Raw genomic sequence first — 3,791 nt, forward strand, 5'->3', positions numbered from 1 at the left:
GAATTTAACAGGCTTTTCAATTCACATATCATTTTCAGTTTGTTTTGTCAACTCCTAATACTGAACCGACGCCCTAGCTGATAGCGAAAGGCCGCCAGGGAATGAATTCCCTGGCTAATAGCAAAAGTCCTCTAAAGAGGACTGCCGGACTAATGAATTTTTCAGTCCTCTTCAGAGGACTTTCGCTTTGAGGCAGGGGTTTCAACCCCTGCCGGACTGCCGGAACAAGAGTATACCGAAAGGCCTGGAAAAATTTTCCCTGAATCTGCATAAACTCGCCAACACCTGCGACATCAATGTATCAACACCAAAAAACTGGACTATGACGAGACATGATACCCCCGTCGAACCTTTACCAGGCTTAGTTCCTGTAGCCACAACCTTCAACTTGTGGCTGCATTGGGAACTCAAGCCGATTTCCTTGACTTTGTTATTACTGGCACGTTACTGCGCTATTTTCTCTGGGATAATCGAATTATCCCCATGCCATAACGTGCCTGTGAATAACTACGAAAAGTTACGCGAACTCTTACAACTCTTGAAGAACCCGGAAGAGAGGAGTAAGAGGAGTAATGAGCAACAAGAAGAAATTCAGTGCCAATGCCTGCGACTAATTTTACAACTCTTGAAAAATCCCGAAGAGAGAAGTAATGAGCAACAGGAAAGACTCAAAAACGAATTGTCCAAACTTCTTCCCAATTTAACGGGATTTCGCAAGCGTCGCGATTTTAATATACTTGATGCTGATTTCGACGGATTGGTGCAAGAAGCTTATTTGGGTTTTTTCAAAACTTTTTCTAGGTTTTTACACCAACTTGACCTCGAAAATACTGCTGATGATGAGTTGCGAAAGAGAGTTGTTAAACGGTTAAATCAAATTATTAAACTTAAAGTTGTTGACTATTACCGCCAACGTGGTAGACAGCCTTTTACTTTTAGTTCTGATGCTCCGCAGACGAGCCGTGAAGGTGAAGACTTTGATTCGGAAGGAGTGCTAGATGATACTACGGAAACTGGGATTGAGCAACTGATTGAGCAAGAACAATCGAAAAATAAGCAGCGCATCGGTCGCAAACTTTGGCAGTATATTGAAGATGACCCGGATGGAAAACTGCGAAACAGTTATCCCGATAACAAACCGGAGGCAAATTGTCAGGTACTAGCACGGCGCTTGCTGTTGAAAGACCCTCCCGATAAATTTTCTGTAATTGCCAAAGAGTTAAACATTAACTATCAAACTTTCAAGTCTCACTGGAAAAGAACAGGTTTGCCTCTCGTCAAAGAGATTGCACTTAAGTTTGGATATCAACCGGAGGAATAATGGTGAATAGCATGGATACTTATTTGTTAGAAATTCCTCTGGAGCAAACTGCCCGCAATTTGGCTCTGCAATTTGCTTCAGAGCAAGCTAATCCGCAAAAAGGGAAGCGGGTTTATTTCAATACCTTGGCGGTTTGGGCGGTTAACTATTTCTTGGAATGGATGGAACTGGAAACCGATATTGATGGCGGTGATAGTTGGAATCCAGCAATGCGGGCGGTTTTGGATGTCGCCGATTTGGTTTTGCCGGGGATTGGCAAGATAGAATGCTGTCCGGTTCAGCTCGGAGAATCGGCGATTTCTCTGCCACAAGTGCGGGAAAATCGCATTGCCTATATCGCTGTTGGCTTTGCAGAACCTTTCAATAAAGTCCAACTTTTGGGGTTTATTCCGGCTGTGGAAATTCTGGATGAAACTGAAGAGATTTCTCTCACTAATCTCAAACCAATTGAGGAATTGTTGGATTATTTGGATCGGATTGAGTTGGCAATTCCGCTGTTGCAAAGTGAAATTGAAGAGTTGCTATCGGATTTGGCAGAAGATGACCCCGTACAAGCACAAGTTCGGGAGAAGTTGCAAAACAAATCTATTGCGGAAATTGTGGCAATCCTGAATGGAGTTTTTCACAGTAGTGAGAAATCTGACTGGGGATATGAAGGGGGGAAGGCTTTAGCGAGAAGTGGTGCTAGCAGTGGCGATTTGGGAAATAAAGAGACATCTTTATCTGGTTATCAATCTTCAGATATTGATACGAAAGTGGAAGCGAAACTGAATCGGATTGCTAAAAAGTGGATGAAGAAATTAGCTGAGATTTGGGGAGATGGTGATGATTTTGCCTTGTCATAAACCTGCAACATCCCATAAATCTGGATAAATTACCATGATTCGTAGGGGCGGGTTCACCAACAATATCTGATACAAATCGACAATCTCATAAACCCGCCCCATCCCCGCCATCAATATCGAAATACCGTCAAAATATTTGGTTTTTGGGATTTTTACATGGGGTGGGGGCGGGTTTTCGAGATTGTGGGTTTTTACCGGAGATGGTTGGTGAACCCGCCCCTACAATATCTGAAAATCTTAAACCCGGTTTCTGGGTTCCCACAAATCAACCCTAAAATTCATTACAATGAATCAATGGAAAATATCTAATTGAAAAAACATGACTCAAAATAATTTACTGTCTCGCATCTCAATTGACTCGAATATCTGTTTTGGCAAACCCTGTATTCGAGGCCATCGCATTTGGGTTTCTCTGATTCTTGACTTTCTCGCTAGTGGCATGACTGTGGAAGAATTGCTTGAGGAATATCCGGGAATTGAACGAGAAGATATTTTGGCTTGTATTGCTTATGCGGCTGAGTTGGCAAGAGATTGTTATGTCGAAATTCCTGTTGGTGAAACAAAGGTAGTTGCAGGGTGAAGTTAAAACTTGATGAAAATTTGGGTAGCATCCGCGTTGTTTCGCTGTTACGTTTGGCGGGCTATCAACAATCTCGAAACAAAATCGAAAGTCTCACAGCGACGCCATACCAAATACCCTACACTGCGACTGAAGAAACCGGGTTTTTGGCCACATCTGCGGGTGGAAACGAAATATTGTCGTAAAAACCCGGTTTCTGGGCCCCTACACTGCCACTGAAGAAACCGGGTTTTTGGCCACATCTGCGGGTGGAAACGAAATATTGTCGTAAAAACCCGGTTTCTGGGCACCTATGCGTAAGTCCTATAATTTTTCGGGAATTTTGCATAATTTCCCCCCAAATTGCCGATAGATATATATACACAGAATCAAAGGTAAACTCCAATGGACGAACAACGCCTCGCCGCCTATCTCCAACTGATTCAAGCCCTGCTTGAGTGCCCTAACGGTGAAGAAAATGATATTCTCAACGCCAATCGAGAGTTAGTTGATGCCGATTTTGTGCGAGTCATGGAAGCGAAAGCAGAGAATATGGCAGAAAAGGGCGAATCCAATGCAGGTTGGTTGCAGAATATGGCGGCACATTTGGCAAATCATGTCCGCAGTACAGCAACTCCTGAAGAGTATTTATCTTTCTTGATGGAGGTGTTGCAAGCAACGTCAGATAGTCGAGGAAATCCTCAAGTTGTATATCCTATCTTGCAAGAAAACCTAGAAAAATTGGATTTAAATTTTGCTCAAATATTACAAAATTGGGCCAAATTTAAATTCACAGAAGTTACATCAGAACTAGCTGCATCACTTGCAACAGTTATTGGCAATTTTGGCAACTTAATTCAGCAGTTTCCCCTGGGGCGGCGGGCATGGAATTTAGAAATAGGCATTGCCTGTTATCGGGAAGCTTTAATAGTCTATACCCCTGAGAATTATCCCGAAAAATGGGCAACGACTCAAAATAATTTGGGGGCTGCCTATAGTGACAGAATAGAGGGAGTCAGGGCGGCGAATATTGAACTTGCGATCGCCTGTTATCGGGAAGCTTTAA

Annotated in this window: 3 protein-coding genes and 1 pseudogene; all 4 read left to right on the forward strand. The window is 43.0% G+C overall.

What is annotated here, in order from left to right:
- Positions 1–322 precede the first annotated feature (322 nt).
- Positions 323–1,321, forward strand: coding sequence for a hypothetical protein (locus QT992_RS32790; RefSeq protein WP_333314438.1), 999 nt, complete (start codon positions 323–325; stop codon positions 1,319–1,321).
- Complete coding sequence (locus QT992_RS32795; RefSeq protein ID WP_333314436.1) at positions 1,321–2,166, forward strand: DUF1822 family protein; 846 nt, start codon at positions 1,321–1,323, stop codon at positions 2,164–2,166. Before QT992_RS32790 ends, QT992_RS32795 begins: the two co-directional genes overlap by 1 nt.
- A gap of 319 nt (positions 2,167–2,485) precedes the next feature.
- Positions 2,486–2,746, forward strand: coding sequence for a DUF433 domain-containing protein (locus QT992_RS32800; protein WP_333280738.1), 261 nt, complete (start codon positions 2,486–2,488; stop codon positions 2,744–2,746).
- A 384-nt stretch (positions 2,747–3,130) separates the two neighbouring features.
- Positions 3,131–3,791, forward strand: a pseudogene (locus QT992_RS32805) (hypothetical protein); the annotation flags it as partial.

Source organism: Microcoleus sp. T3_D1 (assembly GCF_036700405.1).
In the GTDB taxonomy this organism is placed as follows: domain Bacteria; phylum Cyanobacteriota; class Cyanobacteriia; order Cyanobacteriales; family Microcoleaceae; genus Microcoleus.